Source organism: Prochlorococcus sp. MIT 0603 (genome assembly GCF_000760215.1).
GTDB lineage: Bacteria > Cyanobacteriota > Cyanobacteriia > PCC-6307 > Cyanobiaceae > Prochlorococcus_E.
Genome location: NZ_JNAW01000002.1, coordinates 641,614 through 662,979, shown reverse-complemented (window position 1 = coordinate 662,979; position 21,366 = coordinate 641,614). Strand labels below are relative to the sequence as shown.

16 protein-coding genes are annotated in these 21,366 nt (G+C 36.2%); 7 read left to right on the top strand and 9 right to left on the bottom strand.

Annotated features, from left to right (window positions below; translation table 11 throughout):
• Positions 1 to 66: 66 nt before the first annotated feature.
• From lysA to EV07_RS05200, 6 genes are read left to right on the top strand one after another with little or no spacing between them, the layout of a single operon-like run.
• Positions 67 to 1,434, top strand: coding sequence for a diaminopimelate decarboxylase (lysA, locus tag EV07_RS05225; RefSeq protein ID WP_036918306.1), 1,368 nt, complete (start codon positions 67 to 69; stop codon positions 1,432 to 1,434).
• A 29-nt stretch (positions 1,435 to 1,463) separates the two neighbouring features.
• The gene (gene cdaA / locus EV07_RS05220) at positions 1,464 to 2,354 is read left to right on the top strand and encodes a diadenylate cyclase CdaA (protein WP_036917929.1); all 891 of its coding nucleotides are present in this window, start codon (positions 1,464 to 1,466) and stop codon (positions 2,352 to 2,354) included.
• An 11-nt stretch (positions 2,355 to 2,365) separates the two neighbouring features.
• Positions 2,366 to 3,181, top strand: a complete 816-nt coding sequence (locus tag EV07_RS05215; RefSeq protein ID WP_036917928.1) for an isoprenyl transferase — start codon at positions 2,366 to 2,368, stop codon at positions 3,179 to 3,181.
• A complete protein-coding gene (gene bioB, locus EV07_RS05210; protein WP_036917927.1) occupies positions 3,178 to 4,167 on the top strand; it encodes a biotin synthase BioB in 990 nt (329 codons plus the stop codon). Before EV07_RS05215 ends, bioB begins: the two co-directional genes overlap by 4 nt.
• 1 nt (position 4,168) lies before the next feature.
• Positions 4,169 to 5,134, top strand: coding sequence for an oxygen-dependent tRNA uridine(34) hydroxylase TrhO (gene trhO, locus EV07_RS05205; RefSeq protein WP_036917926.1), 966 nt, complete (start codon positions 4,169 to 4,171; stop codon positions 5,132 to 5,134).
• A complete protein-coding gene (locus EV07_RS05200) occupies positions 5,131 to 5,655 on the top strand; it encodes a hypothetical protein (RefSeq protein ID WP_036917925.1) in 525 nt (174 codons plus the stop codon). The genes trhO and EV07_RS05200 overlap by 4 nt, the downstream gene beginning before the upstream one ends.
• Here EV07_RS05200 and lipA read toward each other — a convergent pair.
• Together lipA and recR are read right to left on the bottom strand one after the other, a co-directional pair.
• Entirely contained in the window at positions 5,652 to 6,572 is a 921-nt protein-coding gene (gene lipA, locus EV07_RS05195; RefSeq protein ID WP_036917924.1) for a lipoyl synthase, read from the bottom strand. The genes EV07_RS05200 and lipA overlap by 4 nt on opposite strands.
• A 13-nt stretch (positions 6,573 to 6,585) precedes the next feature.
• A complete protein-coding gene (gene recR, locus EV07_RS05190) occupies positions 6,586 to 7,185 on the bottom strand; it encodes a recombination mediator RecR (protein WP_052043893.1) in 600 nt (199 codons plus the stop codon).
• 115 nt (positions 7,186 to 7,300) lie between these two features.
• Between recR and psbP the strand changes: the two genes are divergently transcribed.
• Positions 7,301 to 7,858, top strand: a complete 558-nt coding sequence (gene psbP / locus EV07_RS05185) for a photosystem II reaction center PsbP (protein WP_036917922.1) — start codon at positions 7,301 to 7,303, stop codon at positions 7,856 to 7,858.
• Positions 7,859 to 7,901: 43 nt separating this feature from the next.
• On the opposite strand, the gene EV07_RS05180 is transcribed toward psbP, so the two are convergent.
• The 7 genes from EV07_RS05180 to EV07_RS05150 form a co-directional block, all read right to left on the bottom strand.
• Positions 7,902 to 9,683 (bottom strand): ABC transporter ATP-binding protein, encoded by a 1,782-nt coding sequence (locus tag EV07_RS05180; protein ID WP_036917921.1) that lies wholly within the window; start codon positions 9,681 to 9,683, stop codon positions 7,902 to 7,904.
• Entirely contained in the window at positions 9,680 to 9,862 is a 183-nt protein-coding gene (locus tag EV07_RS09630) for a hypothetical protein (RefSeq protein ID WP_152557552.1), read from the bottom strand. Before EV07_RS09630 ends, EV07_RS05180 begins: the two co-directional genes overlap by 4 nt.
• A 138-nt stretch (positions 9,863 to 10,000) precedes the next feature.
• Positions 10,001 to 11,806, bottom strand: coding sequence for a DEAD/DEAH box helicase (locus tag EV07_RS05170; RefSeq protein ID WP_036917918.1), 1,806 nt, complete (start codon positions 11,804 to 11,806; stop codon positions 10,001 to 10,003).
• Positions 11,807 to 11,906: 100 nt separating this feature from the next.
• Positions 11,907 to 13,673 carry an AAA family ATPase gene (locus tag EV07_RS05165; protein WP_052043892.1) on the bottom strand — a complete coding sequence of 589 codons (1,767 nt, stop codon included), beginning with the start codon at positions 13,671 to 13,673 and terminating at the stop codon, positions 11,907 to 11,909.
• Entirely contained in the window at positions 13,673 to 17,440 is a 3,768-nt protein-coding gene (locus EV07_RS05160) for a UvrD-helicase domain-containing protein (RefSeq protein WP_036917917.1), read from the bottom strand. Before EV07_RS05160 ends, EV07_RS05165 begins: the two co-directional genes overlap by 1 nt.
• A 38-nt stretch (positions 17,441 to 17,478) precedes the next feature.
• Positions 17,479 to 18,030: a methyltransferase family protein gene (locus tag EV07_RS10195; RefSeq protein ID WP_036917915.1), complete on the bottom strand. Its 552-nt coding sequence runs from the start codon at positions 18,028 to 18,030 to the stop codon at positions 17,479 to 17,481.
• A 10-nt stretch (positions 18,031 to 18,040) separates the two neighbouring features.
• Entirely contained in the window at positions 18,041 to 21,352 is a 3,312-nt protein-coding gene (locus EV07_RS05150; protein WP_036917913.1) for an exodeoxyribonuclease V subunit gamma, read from the bottom strand.
• Positions 21,353 to 21,366 lie beyond the last annotated feature (14 nt).

Genomic DNA, 21,366 nt, shown 5'->3' with positions numbered 1-21,366 from the left:
TGCCTTACATGATTAAGCCTATAAGTAAATAGACTAGTAATTCAACTCCAAAATTGATTGTTTGATATGCCTTCTTTGCGAAATTTTGAGAAACATCAGGATCAAGCTAGTCCTAATAAGAATATAGCCCCGCTTACTACTCAATTGGACTCTAAAGACAGATTAACTGTGGGCGGTTGTGTGCTTAGTGAACTGGCGGAGGAATATGGGACACCACTTTATTTATTGGATGAATTTACAATAAGAAGATCCTGCAGAGAGTATCGAGAGTCATTAATAAAAAGCTATCCAGGGGAATCTCTTCCTTTATATGCTTCCAAAGCAAATAGTTCTTTGACTTTAAGTAGCATAATTGCATCAGAGGGCTTGGGCATTGATGTTGTTTCTGAAGGGGAATTAATTACAGCTTTAAGAGGTGGATTAACAGGAGAAAAGATTGTTTTTCATGGTAACAATAAGTCTAGGAATGAATTGCTTTTAGCTTATAAGAATAATGCGACGATTGTAATAGATAATAAATATGATATAGATCAATTAAAAGAAATAGTTCAGGGAAAAGAAAAGAAAGCAAAGCTTTTGCTGAGGTTTACACCTGGGATTGAATGCCACACTCATGAATATATTAAAACAGGACATATCGATAGTAAGTTTGGTTTTGACCCCGATGAATTAGAAAGTATTTTCATTGATTTAAAGGATATTAAATGGGCGGAATTAATAGGATTGCATGCTCATATTGGTTCCCAAATATTTGAAGTTCAACCACATAGAGATTTGGCTGAGATTATGGCTGAAAAACTTGAAATCGGAAGACAATTTGGCCACCCACTAAAAATCTTAAATGTTGGAGGTGGACTTGGAATAAGATACATTTCATCTGATGACCCGCCTTCAATTAGTTCTTGGGTAGAAGTTGTTGCTTTAGAAGTTGCTAAGGCTTGTCAGAAGAGATCCCTTGAATTACCTCTTTTAATGTGTGAGCCTGGTCGTTCAATAGTTGGAACAGCTGGCTTGACTTTGTATAGACTTGGTTCTAAAAAACATATTCCTGGTATAAGAACATATTTTTCAGTTGATGGTGGCATGAGTGATAATCCACGTCCCATCACATATCAATCTGATTACACTGCTCTTCTTGTTGATAAACCACTGGATAAACCAACTGAAATAGTTACCATTGCAGGCAAGCATTGTGAGTCGGGAGATGTTTTGCTTAACAATTACCCTTTACCGAGTTGTAGTACTGGCGATGTTTTAGCTGTTTTTTCTACAGGTGCATACAATTTTTCAATGAGTTCAAATTACAATCGAATCCCTAAACCCGCTGCAATTATAGTTGCTGATAATCAGGCTGAATTAATTCACAGAAGGGAATTGCCTGAAGATCTATTGCGAAATGATATTCTCCCAGATCGCTTTATTTCAAAAGGTTAGTTAAGTTAAGAGGGGATTGGGGAGGATGATTGAATTTTTGGTGGTTAATAAATCTGCGCTTTTTGCTGGACGCATTATTTGCTTCTGCACTTGGCATATTACTTTTCTCAAGAGTAAAAGAACCGAGAACCCTTTGGCTGCTTAGAGGGTATTTGTTTCTTGTCTCACTTGCCTGGTTTGTCCAACGATTTGAAAATCTTCCTATCACTTCAAAGGTAATAGATGCATTGGTTCTGGCTTGCTCATTATCTTTGGCGATTTTATGGCAAGGAGAATTGAGGAGATTGATGGAATTATTGGGAACAGGTAGGTTGGCTGTCCTTTTAGGTAATACTCAGAAGGAATTTCAGGCAACTACAAATACAATTACTCAATTATCTGAGGCAGCAGGAAGACTTTCACAAAAAAGGAGAGGTGCACTAATAGTGCTTGATATGGGAAGTGATTTAAGACCAGAGGACTTTTTATATGCAGGTGTACCAATTGATGCAAAATTTTCAACAGAATTGTTGTTAAATCTTTTTGCTTTAGAAACCCCTTTGCATGATGGAGCTGTTTTACTTAAAGGCAACAGAATTATTTCTGCAGGTGTAATTTTGCCTCTATCTAGACAAAGCATCAGTCGTTATGGAACTAGGCATCTTGCAGCTCTAGGTATTACAGAAAGATTTGATAGATGTATTTGTGTAGTAGTTTCAGAAGAGACTGGAACATTGTCTTTGGCTAATCAGGGACGTCTTGAAAGACCAATTACTAGTAGTAGGTTGTTAGATCTGCTTAAGGATCTAATGAATGCTTCATCTGGCACAGTCGTTTCGAAACAATCACAATCTTCTAGTGGTTCATCGAAGTCGATATCTTATAGTTTGACTGAGTCCCCTAAGCAAGCTCAATCCGATTTGTCTTCTGATCAAAAATAACAATATCTGAAATGACAAGTCCTTCTGCAATTCGAACTGATAAGCAATCTTTTGTTGTTCCTTTGCCTTGCACCCTAGACCCCTCTCGAATGCCGGAGCATATAGCCATCATTATGGATGGTAATGGTAGATGGGCTAATGCAAGGAAATTGCCTAGAGCAATGGGACACAAAGCAGGAGTTGATGCTCTCAAAAGAACCTTACGTTTATGTAGTGACTGGAATATACGTGTTTTGACTGTTTATGCCTTTTCAACAGAGAATTGGTCTAGGCCAAAAGAAGAAGTCAATTTTTTAATGACTCTTTTTGAGCGTGTACTAAAAAAAGAAATCGAAGCTTTGAATTTAGAAAAGGTTCGAATTAGTTTTCTTGGTGATTTAGGTAAACTTCCCAGTAGATTACAAGGCCATATAAAAGAGGCAACAGATCTTACAGCAGCTAATAATGGTATTCAATTTAATGTTTGTACGAATTATGGAGGAAGACGTGAACTTGTAATGGCTGCCCAGAGATTAGCTCAGAGAGCAGCAGATGGAACCTTGGATCCTTCTCTTATCGATGAAGAATCTTTTGCAAGAGAATTATCCACATCTAGTCATGTTGATCCTGATCTTCTTATTCGTACAAGTGGAGAAAGACGCATCAGTAACTTTTTACTTTGGCAATTGGCTTATTCAGAGATACATGTTACTGACACATTATGGCCAGATTTTGACTCTGTCTCTTTAACAAATGCGCTTCTTGATTATCAATCAAGAAGCAGACGTTTTGGCGGTGTAGATTCAATGATAGACAGTCATAGACTGCAAAACCCTAGCTTTTCATGACCTTGCTAGATGCTCCATTAAATATTTCCAATGAGGTCCAAATCCGATTTGATTGGACCTTAGATGAGATTGAAGATCTATTCCAAAAACCTTTAATAGATCTTCTTTGGCAAGCACAAATAGTACATAGATCAATTAACCCAGGATATAAAGTTCAATTGGCATCTCTTTTGAGCGTTAAGACAGGAGGATGCGAAGAGGACTGTGCTTATTGCTCTCAGTCAATGCATAACTCAAGTGATGTTTCTAGTCAATCTGACTTTGATGTAAAGGGAGTTTTGGAGCAAGCTAAGGCAGCCAAGGCAGCAGGTGCAGATCGATTTTGTATGGGATGGGCCTGGAGAGAAATTCGAGACGGCAAACCTTTTGAAGCCATGTTGGAAATGGTTAGGGGGGTTAGGAGTTTAGGTTTAGAGGCATGCGTAACAGGAGGAATGCTTAGTGATACGCAAGCTTCACGTTTGGCAGAAGCTGGTTTAAATGCTTACAATCATAATCTCGATACAAGTCCTGAATATTATGAAAGTATCATTACCACAAGAACATATGAGGATCGATTAGAAACACTAAATAGAGTTCGTACCGCTGGTATAACTATTTGTTGCGGAGGGATTATAGGAATGGGTGAGACTGTCCAGGACAGGGCCTCTTTGTTAAGGGTCCTTTCGACAATGAATCCTCATCCAGAGAGTGTCCCTATTAATGCTTTGGTTCCTGTAGAAGGAACACTTTTGGAAGACCTTCAGATGATTGACCCACTAGAAATGGTGAGAATGGTTGCTGTCGCAAGAATTCTTATGCCTAAAAGTCGAGTGCGGCTTAGTGCTGGTAGAGAACAATTAACTAAAGAGTCACAAATTCTTTGCTTACTTGCAGGTGCAGATTCAATTTTTTACGGAGAATCTTTGTTGACGACTAGTAATCCTTCAGTTATAGCTGATAAAGAGTTGCTTGCTTCTGCAGGAGTTTCGGCTAACTGGAATTAATATGATTATCAAAACAAAAGAAAAGGATGTTGGCAATCGCTTAATGGTTGCAGCATTTTATAGTTTCTCACCTATTGAAGATGAGACAATTCCAACAATATTACGGGAGCTAGTAGATATAGCTGATAAATATAATGTTAGAGGAACTATTCTCGTTGCTTTAGAAGGGATTAATGGTACTATTTGTGGCCCTTCTCATGGGATACAAATCATGCGAAGAAAGTTAAATTCATTAGTTCTTGATGACTCTATGGAGGTAAAAATTAGTTTTACTTCTAAACAAGCATTTAGGCGATTTAAAGCTCGTAAAAAAAGAGAGATTATTACTATGGGAATAGATGGAGTTAATCCACGAAAAACTGTAGGTAAATATGTAGAACCAGATCAATGGAATGAATTTATTGATGACCCGCTGACATTGGTGATAGATATGCGTAATGAATATGAGGTTTCCATAGGATCATTTCAGGGATCTTTAAATCCTCATACAGATACTTTCCGTGAATTCCCTGAGTGGGCTAGGAGGAATCTTGATAAACTCTTACAAGAAAAGAAGCACAATAGGATTGCTATGTTTTGTACGGGTGGTATCCGATGTGAAAAAGCTACATCGTTTTTAAAACAACAAGGTGTACCGGAGGTTTATCATTTACGTGGTGGAATTCTTCGATATTTAGCTGAAGTACCAGAAGATCAAAGTCGATGGGATGGTGAGTGTTTTGTTTTTGATCACAGAGTTGCTTTGAATCATAAGCTTACGCCAGGTGAACATAGACTTTGCTTTGCATGTGGGATGCCTCTTTCCCCAGAAGACAGACAAAAATCCAACTACTTACCTGGGATTCAATGCCACCATTGTGAGAATGTATTTAGTGATGATGATAGAGATCGTTTTAAGGAAAGACAAAAACATATTAAACAGCTTCAAGAACGTCTACCCGGGAATTCAATTTGGCCTAGTGCATGACTGGCAACCTTTTAAGTTCATTAGAGTGTCAATCTGCTAAAGCAGGGCTTTTGTTAAGAGTTCAATTGAGACGCCCCCTTAATTTGTGGACTCTTAGATTAGTTGTAGGTAAATACGTAACTCCTGAGAAGGTGAAACTTTATGGAGAGATGAAAGGATGGGCTTACAACAGTATCAGTGGATTACAGCTCGACACCATGCAAGTTAGCAAGAATGCTCCAAGCGGAGTTGGGAATTTAATTTGGGCTTCAACAATGGCTTGGGCACTTGAAGAAACTCCTTGTAGAAAAGCCAGATTACTTGCAATTAATGATGAAAAGGAACAACATGACACATTGCTTAGGTATTTTAGAATGCGAGGCTTTAGTGTTACGAGGGAGGTTGGGAGCTCTGCTTTGGATTTACCTTTTAGAATGGTTTGGGGAGGAGCTGGCAGCCTAATGGTTGGAGATTGTGCTTATATTTATAAACATAGCAAGACACTTTGGGAGAGTAGTTTGAATTTGGGATCAATCAACTAGCCTTGATCTGCATGATAGCTACTTCTTACTAATGGCCCACTATTTACTTTGCTAAAGCCAAGTCCCTTTGCAATTATTTCGAGATTCAGGAACTCTTGGGGATGCCAATATCTTTGTACAGGTAAATGCGAAAGAGAAGGTCGTAAGTACTGACCAATGGTTACATGTTGACAATTGACTGAACGTAAGTCTTTAAGGACTTTGATAATCTCTTCACGGGTTTCGCCTAGGCCGAGCATTAAGCCTGATTTAGTTGGTATGTTTTTATCTATCTCACTAGAAGTGCGAAGTAAATCAAGAGACCTCTTATAAGTTGCCCCTCTGCGAACTTCTTTTTGTAAGCGCTCTACAGTTTCAATATTGTGATTTAAGCAAACAGGCTTAGCTTTAAGTACTGTCTTAAGTCTATGCCTTTGTGCTTCTACTGCTTTTAGCTCGTCTACATATCCACCCCAAAAGTCAGGCGTAAGAACTTCTATAGATATTTTCGGAGATAATTTTCTTATTGCATCAATTGTCTTTGTAAATAATATGGCACCATGATCACTAAGATCGTCTCTTGCTACAGAGGTAAGAACTACATACTTTAGTTTTAGGTGAAATACCACTTGAGCTATACGATCTGGCTCATGTGGATCAATTCTTTCTGGTGAGAGACCTTTTTCTACTTGGCAAAAAGCACAACTTCTGGTGCAAATCGATCCACCAAGTAAGAAGGTCGCGGTTCCTGATGCATAGCATTCTCCTCGGTTAGGACAACGTCCCTCCTCACATATTGTGTGTAACCTATATTTTTTAACTAAGTTTTGAACATTCTCTAATTGAGAGGCTTTCCCTATAGAAGGTTGTATCCATTCAGGCAACCTTTCTTTTGGTTTGATTTGTGTATATCTAGTTGGTTTAGAACTTCTAGTCATTTCTTTAATGTATTCATTCTATCTCACGGCGACCTTCTATGGCTCTTGTAAGAGTTACTTCATCAGCATATTCAAGTTCACTGCCAACTGGTAAACCATATGCAATTCTTGTGACTTTTACAAAAGCTTTTAGGAGTCGTGATATATAAAGACTTGTTGTGTCACCTTCAACGCTAGGCGTAAGTGCAAGTATGACTTCTTTTGTGTTTTCACTTGAAACTCTTTTAACTAATGCAGAGATATTTAATAATTCCGGTCCAATACCATCCATAGGAGATATAAGCCCTCCAAGGACATGGTATAGCCCTTTAAATTCACGTGTTCTTTCTAATGCAAGTAAATCTCTTGAATCTGCTACGACACATATTAAAGAAGAGTCCCTTTGTGAATTAAGACAAATTTCACACTCGTTGTTTGCTGTGAGATGAAAACATTTTTGACATTCTCCTACTTTGTTTCTGGCACTTAATAGGGCCGTTGCAAAAACCTTTACCTTGTCTTCAGGTTGACGAAGTAAATACAAAGCAAGTCGTTGTGCTGTCCTAGGGCCAATTCCTGGAAGTTGTTCGAATTGATCTATAAGATGAGCAAGCGGTCTAGTGAAATTGCTCAGAGTTTTAAGGCAGATATATAGAATTTAAACACTCTTACGTCATTTAAGTGAAATTTACTAATTCTTCTGTAAGTAAGTACATTGTTCACAAAGGTTTCTAATTAAAGAAAAATCAATGAGAGCTTTTTTCAAACCCTTCTTACGAGCACTCTTATTGCTAGTTGTTATTTTTTCCTTAGGAGCTTGTAGTTCCAATGGGACAGCTGGCTTAGAAGGCTTTCAAAGCAGTGATGGTCGATATGGCTTCTTTTATCCAACAGGATGGACACGCATTGCGCTTCAAGGCGGACCTGAAATTGTCTTTCATGATCTAATTAATAGCGATGAAACGTTGAGTTTGGTTGTATCAGATGTTTCTTCTGATATTGAGCTGGAAAATATTGGTACTCCTTTAGAAGTTGGAGAAAGATTGATGAATGAATTATTAGCACCTAATGGTGGAGAAAGACAGGCTGAGCTACTTGATGCAAGATCACGGGACGAGGGTAATCATGTTTTTTACGATATTGAATATTTAATTCACCTTCCAGATAAAGACCGGCATGAAATTGCTACTGTTGTTGTTGATAGAGGCTCATTATTTACTTTTGCAGCTGGTACGAATGATCTTCGTTGGAATAAAGTTGATCGTTTATTCCAACGTGTAATAACTTCTTTTAGATTTTTTATTTAGGAAAGTACCCTTTAAAAGACAGAATATTAGTTTGGCATATAAATCAACCGACTTGAACATTCCAGAGCTCAGAGTAAACCCCATTCATTTGCAATAAAGACTCATGAGTTCCTGATTCCACAATCTTGCCTTTCTCTAAAACAACTATTTGATCTGCATTCTTAATAGTACTTAGTCTATGTGCAATAACTAAAGTTGTTCTATTAGCTGTTATTTTTGATAATGATCTTTGAATGGCTGCTTCTGTTTCATTGTCTACAGAAGCTGTTGCTTCATCTAGAATTAGTATTGGTGCATTTTTTAGAATAGCCCTAGCTAATGCTATCCTTTGACATTGCCCTCCTGATAATCTTTGCCCTCTTTCTCCTACAAGGGTATTATATCTATCAGGAAGTTTATCAATAAACTCAGATGCCTCTGATAGTTTTGCTGCATCTATGATTTGACTTAATGTTGCTTTGTCATTTCCATATGAAATATTTTCTCTAATTGTTCCATGAAAAAGATATACTTCTTGACTCACAAGGGATATTAATTTACGTAAGTCATTAAGATTAATTTTCTCTATATCAACTCCATCAATTTCTATGGTTCCTGAGTTTATTGCATACAATCTTAGAATTAATTTAACTAAACTACTTTTGCCAGAACCTGTTGATCCTACAATCCCTATAGTGCTTCCGGCAGATATATTTAAATTGAAGTTATTAAGAAGGGATCCCCTATCTCTATACTTGAAATAAACATTTTTAAAACTTATTTCGCCTTTTACTTGGTTGGGGCTAATTCTAAGATTTCCTCCAGAAATTGTAATTGGTTTATCTATTAGATTTAGGACTCTATTAGTAGATGCCATAGATCTTTGATATTCATCTAGTACATGCCCCAGTGTCGTTAATGGCCAAAGAAGTCTTTGGGTTATAAATACTAGAAAACTATAAATTCCAACTTCTAGGGTCCCTTGCCAGGCTTGTAAGCCTCCAATAATTAGAATTGCAAGGAATGCAAATAAAATCGCGAAGCGAATTAATGGTATAAACGCAGCAGAAAACTTTATCGCTTCAGTATTGCTCTTTTGATATGCATAACTGTCTAATTTCAGACGCTCAACTTCCCATGACTCAGTTGTGAAACTCTTAATAGTTAAAATCCCGCCAAGATTATTGCTTAAGCGAGCTGCTATGTCTCCAGCTTTTTCCCTAACATCTTTGTATCTAGGAGCTAATTTCTTTTGAAATTTAATAGATCCAAAAAGGATTACTGGGATAGGTATAAAAGCAAATATTGCAACATTTGGAGCTAGAAATGCCATTGTAGTACCAACTGTAATCACAGTTACAACCAATTGGAGCAATTGATTTGCTCCATGATCTAAAAATCGTTCTAATTGGTTAATATCATCATTTAATATCGCTAGTAACCTGCCCGAACTATCACTCTCAAAGAATGACATCTCTAGTTTTTGTAGATGATTATAGGCTTGTATTCTTAGATTATGTTGAGTGCTTTGGGCAAGGTTCCTCCATAGCAATCCATAGAGGTATTCAAAGAATGATTCTGCACTCCATATAAGGAATGAAGCAATAGCAAGTATTGCCAGTTGAGAAGGTACAGCTTGATAGCCAAAATTGCTTAACCATGAATTTTTCTCTCTTATTACTACATCTATAGATACGCCTATTAAGACTGGTGGTGCAAGATCAAATAACTTATTTAGAACTGAACATATAATTGCATATATGATTAATTGTTTTTGCTTTGATTGGTTCCTGGCAAGTCTAAACAATGGATTGCTATTTAATTTCTTATTAGGCTTCTTGTTCATAGCAAATTTGTTTTTTGTAAATCAACTGTTTTAAGAGCATCCTCTTTGCACGTCTTGCGTGCTTGACCGATAGTATTCCCATTGTTTATTTCATATACAAAACAATTGCATATTTGACTTCCTACTTGTTTGTTTTCTTGATACCCAGAAGCTATCATCTCTTGGTTGAAACTTTCCATGCAAAATTTCTTTATAATTAAGTTTAAGTCTTCTGCTAAAACTTGTTGGTGAAATCCAGAAGCATAAACAACTATTATATTAAGTAAAAGCTTAATCATTATACTTGACTATATTCATTGATATTCAACTTGCACTGGCTATGGCTGACGAACAATGTTTAGCTCTTTATTCATAACTTTTACTCTTTTGAGATTGTTGAATACATTCGTAGGCATTCCTTTTGGTAAATCAACAAGGCTATAGCTATCAAAAATCTGAATCCTACCAATCATCCGACCATTTAAACCAGACTCGTTTGCAATAGCCCCCACGATGTTTCCTGGCTTTACTCTGTCACGATGACCAACTTCTACCCTGAATCGTTCTTTATCTTTATCATTTGCTCTGACATCTCGATTATTTCTTCGTTGATTTTTGTTTCGACTATCGCGACGATCATGTGTACTACGATGTTTGTCGGCTTGATATATCCAACTCTCATCTGTATCTGCTAATAATTGAGTCTCCCCTAAAGAAAGATTTATAGCAGCTAGTGCAATTTCTTGAGGTGTTATCTCTAGTTCATTCTCGATTTCTTCAAAAATATCTTTTATCATAATGTCTTGCTCATTAGCATTTCTTTCCTTTGAGGCTTTTTCGATTAGATCACTCTTGATTTTTTTGATTCTATGTTTATTAATAATGTCGTTAGTAGGGATTTCCATCCTTTCTATGGTTTGTCCTACGGCTCTTTCTAGATTGCTTAAATAGGATCTTTCTCTAGGATTGATAAAAAGAATCGCTTCTCCACTTCTGCCGGCCCTACCAGTACGTCCTATCCTATGTACGTATGCTTCAGAGTCAAAAGGCATATCATAATTGATGACAAGTCCTATCCGCTCTACATCCAAGCCTCTAGCTGCCACATCAGTAGCAACTAAAACATCTATTCCCCCTTGCCTTAGCCTTTCAACCGTTCTTTCTCTAAGATTCTGGGGCACATCCCCATTGAGCACAGCCACATTATGATTGGAGGCCTCTAGGCTTTCTGCGAGCTTTAAAGTAATTACTTTGGTCCTGGCAAAAATTATCACAGCTTCACCAAAACTTAGTTCAAGTACACGCTTTAATACCTCAAGTTTATAGCTATTTTGAACAATAATATATTTTTGCTTTATAAGTTGTGCTTCTTTCTTTTTTGACTTAATAGTAATTTCGGCTGGATCTTTCAGGTATCTTTTAGAAAGCCTTCTTATTTCTGTCGGCATTGTCGCAGAGAAAAAAACCATCTGACGTTCATTTGGCAACTGCTCAAGAATCCATTCGATATCATCAATAAAGCCCATTCTTAACATCTCATCTGCTTCATCTAGTACTAAGCATTGAAGTCCTTCCTGTCTCAATGTGTCCTGTCGAATGTGATCCATAACTCGCCCAGGAGTTCCTACTACTATTTCTATACCTCGTTTAAGCGAATAGATTTGTGATCTAAAATCGGACCCTCCGTATAGAGCAAGTATATTTATATTGGGATGTCCTTCTGAATATGCTCGGAATGAATCTGCTACTTGCATAGCAAGTTCACGAGTAGGAGTCAGAACCAAAACCTGTGGATTTCTTTCTTTGTTATTAATTCTTTCTAGCAATGGTAAAGCGAATGCAGCAGTTTTACCAGTACCCGTTTGGGCTTGCCCAAGTAAATCACGCCCCAGCATTAATTCTGGTATTGCAGCTTTTTGTATAGGGGTTGGTTCCTTATAACCTTTGTTATATAAGGTTTTTATTAGATCTTCACTAAACCCAAAGCAGTTAAAACCATCAGAAGTTTTTTTCTTCTTATTTGATGCTTTTAGGGAATCATCTAATTCACTATTGAGAATTTCCCCTTCATTTATGAATGTATTTTGTGATTCTTCTTCAATATTTGAAGAGGGTGATTCATCATTAGGATTGGGTTTAGTCATTTAAATAAGTTGCACACCTGATATCCCTTGAAAATCAGGCAGACAACCTCCAATCGGCATTAACCGCACTTTGTTGACTCACCTTATTAAAGGGATCATTTTAATCTATCATTTTGTCAGTCCTAGAATCCACTTCATTCTTATTATCTTCTGTATCTTCATGGCATATAGCAATATCTAATCTAGCTTTTGCTCTTGTGATGGCTGTATAAATTAATTTTCTTTCGTAATCTTCATTGATCATAAATTCGCTTTTATGGACGTTTTTGGTGTTTATTGTATTTGGCCATAGGCAGATAACATGGTTGGCTTCACTCCCTTGAGATTTATGTATTGTTATGGCTAAAGCTGGATCTATCTTTGTTACCCTTAATGGATGAATCAATTTTAAGTTGTTTTTCCCTTCATTAGTATTAACTCTAAACAAAAGACGTTTCTTCTCATTAGTACCAATAATCACACCAATGTCTCCATTTGCTAGGTTAAGATCATACTGATTTCGAGTGCATATTACTGGCGTCCCCTCAGGCCAACTAAGCACTCCCTCACCCAATCTGTTTCCTAATAGTGTTTTGTGGATATGATCAACACTCCATAATCCATATCGCTTAGGAGACAAAACAATTAACTTTTCTAGATAGCCAAGTAGATCTTCTGCATATTTATAGCTTGTTGAAGTAACAGGGACTTGAGTGTTCGATGTATCAATTGAATCTAATTCTTTAGTTAATTCACTTAATTGATTTTGATGCTGACGTATTGTAGTGATTATATGTAGAGGGATACTCTCTTTCGTTGATGAGATGACTTTTAGCTTCGTTGAAGGTGGTAGGTTTATGAGATTATTTAAAAAAGTAGATAATTCATTCCCTCTTGCACTAATTGCTAAATCAGCTAGTACACCTTTGTTTCGGTAAAGCTTTGTTAGATGGATTGAGCAATGATTAAATCTGTTTAAAGTATCCTTTTCATGTAATGTATGCCATACTGCGCCTTCCCCTATAGGTGGTAATTGGTCTGGATCTCCAACTAAAATTAACTGACTTTCTTCTGGCAGCGCATTTAGCAAGCCATGCATTAATGAAAGATCTACCATAGACATTTCATCTACAATTAAAATATCTAATTGCAATGGATTTGTTTTGCATTTCAAGAACCCACTCTCAATAGCCTGAAGCCATCGGTGAAGAGTTAAGCATGGTATTCTTGACAAATTGATTTTGAGATTGCTTTTTAAACTAAGGCCAGCTTTTTGTATGGCTTCTTCTAATCGTCTAGTTGCTTTCCCTGTAGGAGCAGCTAAACCAATCTTTAAATCGCACTTGATTAATAGTGCCTTAATCAACATTTGAATAATGGTGCTAGTTTTCCCTGTCCCTGGACCGCCACTAAGGAGAATCAAATTATTATTAGCTATAGCTTTTACAGCAGAGATTTGTTCGGAATTTAGCGTTGAATAATCCTCAGAAATGATTGTTTGTTTGTTATTTAAACTATAAAAAGGTGTTTTATGTGATCTGGATTTTAGATTGTCTATAACACTATGCATTTCTTCATGCCAACGTCTCCAGCTTAGTCGATTGTCATGGAATACCATTGGAGAATTATCTCCTTCAATCCAACCGCTATTTTGTAATGCCTTGAGGTGTTTAGCTGCCCCCCCCTTAGTGTTTAGTTCTCTACAAATTGTCTGTTCATTTACTGCTATAGATAGCTCCCCTCTATCAAGTGCTTCCATCAATAATCTGATAAAATCTTGTAAATATTTATATTCAGAGGGATTCTTAGGTGGAATTCTGGATTTCAGAACTTCACTTATCATATTAGTTAAATTTTCTTGTGAACTGCTTAACTCAGTATTGATCATTATTTTGTACCATCCATTAATTTATCTAATGCCAATATTCTTTCGATAGGTGCCTCTTCCAGAAATATACCTGGAACCTTGCTCTTTAAATTATAACTTGAGATTTCTTTAGTCTTCGGTATTCCTCTTAGGAAGATATAGACATATCCACCTAAATGTTTGGAGGGATTGTAATCAACTAACCTCCAATTAAGATATCTGTGTAATGCTACTAAGTATAGGTGTGCCTGAAGAGGATAATGATGCTCAATCATTTGTTTATACATATTTTTTTGACTATAGTTATCAGGACTGCAATTTATTGATTTACTATCTTCCATATCATTACCTATCCAGTTGCTCTTCCAGTCAATTAACCACCAACGAGCTTCTTTAAAGTTATCCTTATCGTAAAAAATTAGATCTATTGAACCTGTGAAGAAACCCTTGCTTGATATATTTAAGTCAATAAGCTTTTTAGGATAAATTTTCCCAAATTTGGAGTCAGGATTCTTTCTAAATGCCTTATATATGTCAATTGACTTGATGGCATTATCATTAATCGATAGAGAGAGATCAAACTTCAGCTCGCTAATACATCTATTGCTATTAAGTTGCTTTAATTGAAGATTACCTAGGGCTCCTCCAAGAGGCACACTTAAGACTCTCTTTAATGCATCCTTTACATTGCTTTTCATATCAATGCTTATTGAACTCTTGCGCAGTTCATCCTCAATCAAGCTCGCTGTTTTAGGATCTGTTATAGGAAGCGAGAAATCTAATTTTTCAAGTATTCTATGGAGGCAGTCGCCTGCTACTGGACCACGTGGAAACTCTGCCAGTGGACTCTGTGAATATTTAACATCTACTAACTGTGAGACGAATTGATTACTGTCTACATCTTTTGCTCTGAGTTCAATTTGCTCTGTGTCTTTACCCTCTTCTGATATCCTAGGGCTTTGAGGATAAGCATATTTGTCTGTAGCAGACGAAATCCATTTTGAGTAACTATACCTTCCCCAGCTTTGATCTAATGCTCTTTCTGGAGTTGGACCAATACTTAATTGTTCAGAGCTGTTGGTTGAGGACCAAAAATCATTAGTTTTATTTATTTCTATGTTCTTGATAGTAATATTTTTATCTTGATCTTTTATCCATTTTTGCATGGTTTTAATCGAAAGCTCTTTTTGGTTGTAATTTTCTTCTTCCTTTCCGAAGAATAGATATCTTAATGGATTCTTTGCTTGATTTGTTGCCATGCTCCAGATTACGATTAATTTATTTTGAGCACGAGTAAGGGCTACATATGCAATCCTTTCAGATTCTTCTATTGACTCATTGATTGAGTTCTCTAAAATGGTTTTCATCTTATCCCCATCTGTGTTAAGAGAGAAATACCAGGTTTCTGAACCTTTGATACGCCATATTGGTCCTTTAGGAATAGGAGGAGCCTGCCATAGGTATGGACAGATTACAGTTTTGTATTGAAGTCCTTTACTCCTATGTACGGTGATTATTGTTATAGCCGATTCTGCTATGTCGCTATTAGGTCGACGTAGTTCTGGTATATGTTTTAGATCTCGATTGCATTGTTGCCTTAGCCACCTTGCAGTTAGGTGAGCATCTAAGCCTTCAATATGGATCTGTTCTTGGACAATCTCGGCACATTGTTGAAGATCCCCTAGCAGTCTCCCCCTTTCAGATAAATTAGCTATATTCTCCCCTTCTAAAAGTTCTGACAAGCAATTAGGAAGACCTTTTGTTTGCAATCCCTGTGCCCAGTCCTTGCATTTAATTACTAGTTGATCAATATCACCATTCTCATCTGATGATTGAATTTTAGTCAGTCCCCATTGTAATAATGGTGAGGCAGCTAATCTTTTTATATTAGCTATTTTAGTAGGGTATGCTAGGCAATCCAAAAAAATCTGTAAACATTCTGAGGCTAAGCTTTCTAGCACATCACCCTGATTTATTAGTCTACTTGGAAGATTTGCTTTTGCTAAATTATCGCGTATCTTTTCCGCTTGATCATGTCGATTAACAAGAACACATATATCGTCTAGATTAGTTGTCAATGCCTCGTTCTTTAAAAGTCTTAGAATAGTAGTAGTTACAATCGATGGGATAGATTCTTCTACCAGTGATTTCGATGGCAATTCTTCTCCTGAGTTATTAGTAGTGGATGACGTAACGTCAAAGTTAAGAATCTCAATAGGAGTTGCGGTATGTTCTTTCGCCTTGGTCGCGGATGATAAAGTTGGTACTTCTAGACTTGAATTCTTTAGGCCACATTTCATTAGAGTATTAAGACCACTTACAAGCTCAGGGATTGCTCTGTAGTTTGTCAATAATGAATCAATACGATCTACATTCTTTCTAGCATTTAAGTAGGTAGAAAGATCGCTACCTCTAAATCTATAGATCGATTGTTTTGGATCGCCTACTAGAATGAGGACATGATTATTGCTTTTACTAAAGGCCTCACTGATTATTCGCCACTGAACTGGATCTGTATCTTGAAACTCATCAATAAGGATTACTTTATATCTTTCTTGTAATTTCTTTGTTATTTGATTTTTAGTTATATCATTTAATTGATTTGCCCCCGGATCTAAAGCTTTTAGTTGATCACTATAACTTATAATACCGGAATTGCTCCTTCTTTCTTTTAGTTTGTGATTACACCAGCTTAATGCATGTTTCCATGTCATTTCCGCTGGCTTATCCCATAGTTCAGCTATGGCACATTGCAAAGTAGAGTATGGCGATATTGATTGTTTAAGGTCGTTACGGGCTTCAATTTCTGATATTTTACCAGGGTGAAAGTAATCTTTAAGTAATAGATTGCTCCGAACAACATAATAGCTTGGAGTTAACTTAGTTTCTTGATTGTTTTTAAAAATAGTGTATTTAAGAATCCAGTCTGTAATTTCTAATACTCTATCTCTTCTAGGTTTAGGAGAGAAGGGCTTTATGTTTGCTACACCCATTTCTTTCCAGATCAATGATTGATTTCTAATGTATTTTTCTAAATCAACTCCTCCTTTATTCCAATGAAAAATGAATTTTTCCCAACATTCTTTAAACCAACCTTCAAATTGATCAGATAGTTCGGTTGAGCTATTAATCTTCGGATCGTCTACTATAAAGTCTACACTAGGATCATTATCAATTTTTGATAAGCTACTAAATAGGTTGTCTAATGATAAGCCAGCCATTTGTAGCCCTTTATAATGTAATGGATTAATTCCTAAAATATGCTCTTTCCAGTATTCATGTATTATTTCATGCATTAATCTTTCATTATCTTCTTCTGAAATTTGCTCAGGGTCTATATCACATCCGATTGCAATGGATTCTCTCCGAAGAGTTCGACGGCAAAATCCATGAATGGTTGTTATATCTGCATGATCAATACTTTCTAGTGCTTTTAATATTTGGCCAGCCAAACGCAATCTGGTTGACTTCTTTTTTGCGTTTAATTCTAACCATTCAATTAAGACTTGATCAAGTGTACCGACTTTTGAATTGGTTTTTATGTTTTCGAGTCCTTTTAGTGCTAAAAGTAATCGACTAGATATCTTGGCTTGAATTTCAGAAGCTGTTGCTTTTGTAAAACTAATAACAAGAATCTCTTCCATTGAGTATTCTTTTTCAGTAAGTAGACGCAAGACAAGATGTGACAAAGAGAATGTCTTCCCTGTACCAGCACTTGCTTCCAATAGACGCATACCTGGTTCGAGTGGGTAATGATTTGGCTTAAATGTAAATTTCTTAGTATTCATTATTCCTTAAAGTTATAGTTAGTATGTTTATCCATCTTTCAATCTCTCCAATCAAAGTATTTTATTCGGTTAAATATTGCTGGTGTATCCTTCATATAGCTTGTGTATTGATCATGGATTAACTTCAACCTAACTTCTTCTAATCTTGCTTTCTTTATGAGGATAATGCTTAACAAAGAGAATAAAAATAAATGTATAATACTTCCATTAAATATAAAAATACTACATGATATCAGGCAAATACCATTGTAAATAGGATGTCTACACTTATGATAACCTCCATAGGTTACTAAAATAGAATTTTTATTAGGATATGGACTTATACTAAAGCATTTGCCTAGATCTAGTATTGCATATATTACTTGATAAATACCTTTAATCAATATAATAATTGCCAATAACTTTAAAATGAATGGCCAATTTTCTAATGAGGGCCATTTTGGAATTAAATGGGCTGATATAACAAGTATTTGAATGAATATCAAGTATGCACCGGGGCTGCTTTTTATAAATTTGTTATTGCCTAGATATGATTTTACTAAGTTAAACTTAGAAGAGCTTTTGAGAAGTGACTTCTTGGATGAATTCATAAGGTGTATTTTATATAATAAGACTATTTAATAAAGGACCATAAAGTGTCTTTAAGCAATCTTCAAATATTTTATTCCCAAAAAATATTTCTGAATTACAATCTTCTCCGAAGGAAATTCGCATTTCTTCTTTTTCTCGTTCGCCTACCCTCTTAAAGTCACCAGTCCAGACTCTTTTGAATATTCCTTTAGCATTGCTTCTATTTTCATATTTTGCTTTAGATAGGGCCCAACCACTTTCTGGTGGTATAGGCCAACATTGCTCTAGTCCTTGATCTACAATTGAGTAGATGTCCTTAAGATAGTTTCTTGCTTCCTGTTTATCTATTTTGGCGAAATGTGCAGATAAGTGATATTGATCTCGCTTCTTTGGTGTATTAGCTCTAGATAAAATATATGTTTTAGATGTATTATCACTATAAGCACAAACTTGTAGATGTTGTAGCCATGCTGTCATAATTGTTTTGGCCTTTAATTTCCCTATATCAATAACTATTGAGTTTATTCCTGCATAAAGCACCTTTATGGTCTCTTCTCCAATAGATAATTGTTTCTCCTCTAATTGACCCATTGTTTTTATATTAACCGATAGACTTTCCCACCTGGCTTGTAAAATCTCACACTCTGTTTCTGCGGCTGCTCTTGGCGGGAGTATGCCTTGTCCCATTAGTTTTATTTGCCAATCGATTTTTTCGTTGAATGCAGAGATATCTTTTTGTTTTATTAGTATTTCTTTTGCATATAAAAACTGCTTTTTCAGCAGATTAAATCTTTGTAGTTCCTCTAGATGAATAGGCTCTAGGCTATCTATTGTATACATTTCATTTCTTGGCTTTAAGTTAAATTGATTAAGCCAAGTTAGTTGTGGAGCTGTTAACCAGCTTTTAATTGTTTGATTTGGAATTCCTTTGCTTTTGTTTGTGTGATTCTCACTCCATTTTATTGGCAGTCCAAGTGCTAAAGCCTTTGGACTAGATTCTTTATCGAGTAATGTTCGTGCTTTTAAGTTGCGAATGTCACAGCTAATTGGTGGTTGAAAATCATTAGAAACAAAATTCTCTTTGCTCAGAGGGTTTGGTGGGGCTGTTCTTATCAGGCCAGGTATTGTGTTTTCATTCAACTCGCCTCTAATGTATTCAATTAATTGATGAATTGGTCCAGGCGCTTCAAGTTCCTCTCCTGTCTTTTCATCTCTATAATTCCAGGCTATTAATAATTTCTCACGACATGAAATTAATGATTCTAGGAGCACATAGCGATCCTTGTCACTGCTTTTAGGGTCTCCAAGTAGACGTTCTTTTGTCAATAAATTGAAGCTAGGATGATCTTCATGGTGAGGATAATTTGAATTCTCAAGTCCCATAAGGATAATTATTTTATGAGGGATTGCTCTCATGGGCTCTAACGCGCTTATTGTGATTTTGCCACTTCTATGACCAAACCTCCCGCTTTCAAGAGAGCAATATTCTTTGAGAATTTCCCATACAACGGATGGCTCTAGTTTTAAAGAGCTATCGCCTGCAATCTTTAACCAGTCGTCAATATGTAAATTAAACAATTCGAGCTCCCATGATAAGGAAGTCTCTTGATGAGAGAAATCAATTTGGATTCTTTTTAGTAATTCAACCCAGCTTTTACAATCTTTAGCCACCCTTATCTTTTGTAAGTACTTGTTGATTTTTGTTAGCAATATTAGCCAGTTGCTAATTTCATTTACAGATCGATTCTCTGAAAAGGGTGCTATTCCTTGGCTAGCTATAGCACTCCCTTTAGAAATAACTATTCCTAGCAACCATCTTTCTAGACACCATTTTAAGCTATGTGTTTCATCACCATTGCGATCATTTTCGTCAATTCCCCCTCGAAAGCCTGTTCTATTTAAACTCTCTATCATTTTCTCTATATCTTCGTAATCCAGGCCATATCGATCTTTGAGAAATTTGTATCTAAGTAGGTGTTCTAAATTAATTGATGTGAGTCCAGTTGAAGCTATCTCAATAATCTCTAGGATGAATTGAACTGGACCTGGCTTTTGATGTTGGGTGCGATCAGTAATTGTCCAAGGAATATTAACTCCTGTTGCTGAGACATCATTGAAGATAGAAGCTATTAGTGGAGCTATCTTTTCAATTTCAGGAGTCATAATTATGATGTCTTTGGGTTGTAAGTTGTTATCTGCAGCAAACCACTGGATTATTTGATCACGAATTAGTTGTACTTGCCTTCTTGCTCCAGGAGCACGCAAGAACACGAGCGAATCATCATCAAGATTTCTATTCAATTGATTTGTTGTATTACTGTCCAACAAACTTTCTTGTAATTGCTCTATTAGAGATGGTGTACGTGAATTGTTTAATGCAATTTTTACAGGCATGGAAAATAAATCTTGTTCATTCCATTCACCTAATTGATATTCTCCACTCCCCTCAAGTAATTGCTGAAACTCTGCTCCCATTCGTCCAAGAGTTGCTTCAATTCTGGGTGCTTTTAATAACCAAAATCCATCAACAGGGTCTTCCCAATCATCTCCAAGAGTTTCTCTTCTATCCCTACAACGTTTCCATAGGTCCTGGCATGGTGTTGTTATAAACATTTTAACGTCTAAAATAGAAGAAAATGCCTGTATAAGTTCTATCTGAATAGGCGCCATACTGCTTATACCAAAAACATGCAATTGAACTGGGAGTTTATTCCTAGAGCTATCTTTACGCTTAAGAGCTTTTATGGCCTTGTTAACCTGTATATTGAATGGTTCTGATTTAATCTTGTTTCTTAGTAAATTAAATAGTATTAGCTGCCATCTAATTTCTGGGTTGTTTATGTTGTATTTTGATTTGTCAGTTAAATCGCCTATATTCCACCATTCAGAAATCAATCTAGGTCTATATAAAATATAATCATTAAATGTTGTTGCTAATTTATTAGCTAACTTCCACTGCTTTTTATTAAGTATGCCTGAATCTGAAAAATCAGTATTGATCCAATTTAAAAGATAACTTGCCTCTTGGTTCTTAAGAAGCTCTGGAAGGACATCGATTATTGACCATGCAAGCTTATTTTTTTGCCATGGATCTTCAGTTGATAATTCTAACCCTAGGTAGAGTTGTATAAGCTTCCGTAAATATGTATTAGGGAAAGGAAAATCAACTTCCGCACATATTCCATTAACAGTTGCAATTTTTTCAGATAGCCATCTACTTGTAGACCATGTGTTTACCATCACCTCTACGGTCTCTAAAGGCCCTGGAGGATTAACCCTGAGCTGTTCAGCAAGCAACTCAGCTAACCATTCGGATCTATTGCTTCTGTAAACAGTTAACAAGGTTTGGAATTTTA

What these genes read in the sequence shown, in the direction of transcription:
- EV07_RS09630 (WP_152557552.1), bottom strand. Translation starts at nt 9,862, where the DNA reads ATGGAAAGTTTCAACCAAGAGATGATAGCTTCTGGGTATCAAGAAAAC.
- EV07_RS05170 (WP_036917918.1), bottom strand. Translation starts at nt 11,806, where the DNA reads ATGACTAAACCCAATCCTAATGATGAATCACCCTCTTCAAATATTGAA.
- lysA (WP_036918306.1), top strand. Translation starts at nt 67, where the DNA reads ATGCCTTCTTTGCGAAATTTTGAGAAACATCAGGATCAAGCTAGTCCT.
- EV07_RS10195 (WP_036917915.1), bottom strand. Translation starts at nt 18,030, where the DNA reads ATGAATTCATCCAAGAAGTCACTTCTCAAAAGCTCTTCTAAGTTTAAC.
- EV07_RS05165 (WP_052043892.1), bottom strand. Translation starts at nt 13,673, where the DNA reads ATGATCAATACTGAGTTAAGCAGTTCACAAGAAAATTTAACTAATATG.
- lipA (WP_036917924.1), bottom strand. Translation starts at nt 6,572, where the DNA reads ATGACTAGAAGTTCTAAACCAACTAGATATACACAAATCAAACCAAAA.
- bioB (WP_036917927.1), top strand. Translation starts at nt 3,178, where the DNA reads ATGACCTTGCTAGATGCTCCATTAAATATTTCCAATGAGGTCCAAATC.
- psbP (WP_036917922.1), top strand. Translation starts at nt 7,301, where the DNA reads ATGAGAGCTTTTTTCAAACCCTTCTTACGAGCACTCTTATTGCTAGTT.
- EV07_RS05180 (WP_036917921.1), bottom strand. Translation starts at nt 9,683, where the DNA reads ATGAACAAGAAGCCTAATAAGAAATTAAATAGCAATCCATTGTTTAGA.
- EV07_RS05215 (WP_036917928.1), top strand. Translation starts at nt 2,366, where the DNA reads ATGACAAGTCCTTCTGCAATTCGAACTGATAAGCAATCTTTTGTTGTT.
- trhO (WP_036917926.1), top strand. Translation starts at nt 4,169, where the DNA reads ATGATTATCAAAACAAAAGAAAAGGATGTTGGCAATCGCTTAATGGTT.
- EV07_RS05160 (WP_036917917.1), bottom strand. Translation starts at nt 17,440, where the DNA reads ATGAATACTAAGAAATTTACATTTAAGCCAAATCATTACCCACTCGAA.
- EV07_RS05200 (WP_036917925.1), top strand. Translation starts at nt 5,131, where the DNA reads ATGACTGGCAACCTTTTAAGTTCATTAGAGTGTCAATCTGCTAAAGCA.